The organism is Neisseria sp. SLRRB23, from assembly GCF_050896295.1.
Taxonomy (GTDB): Bacteria; Pseudomonadota; Gammaproteobacteria; order Burkholderiales; family Neisseriaceae; genus Neisseria.
In genome coordinates this window covers 1-470 of sequence record NZ_JBPBFH010000084.1, presented here as the reverse complement: position 1 = coordinate 470, position 470 = coordinate 1, and the positions used below count along the sequence as shown (strand labels likewise).

Genomic DNA, 470 nt, shown 5'->3' with positions numbered 1-470 from the left:
CATTCGATTTCATTTTTTTTAAGTTTCGAGTAACTTCTGACTCGTCATTCCCGCGTAGGCGGGAATCCATCCAGTCCGTTCGATTTCGTTTTTTTAAGTTTCGAGTAACTTCTGACTCGTCATTCCCGCGTAGGCGGGAATCTGGTTTTTTGAGTTTCAGTCATTTCTAATACATTCCCACCACTTTTCGCTTCCGGATTCCCGCTTTTGCGGGAATGACGAATTAAAGATTATCTTAAGGTCAAGGGACTGGATTCCCGCTTTCGCGGGAATGACGGCGGCGGGTTGCTGTTTTTTTGTTTATAAATTTCTATAACTTTGAATTTCAGCCATCTTCAATAAATTATCGAAACGTTCGGGGTGGACTTGGCGCAGGCTGTCGGTCAATCCCAAATCCAGCAGATTTTGAAACCACTGCCGTTCGACGGACGAACAGTGGATTTTTTCATACCATTTTTCAGGGTCGTAAC

Annotated in this window: 1 pseudogene; it reads right to left on the bottom strand. The window is 43.8% G+C overall.

Annotated features, from left to right (window positions below):
* Nucleotides 1-354: 354 nt before the first annotated feature.
* Nucleotides 355-470: pseudogene (locus tag ACRPFF_RS11135) on the bottom strand (exodeoxyribonuclease III); the annotation flags it as partial.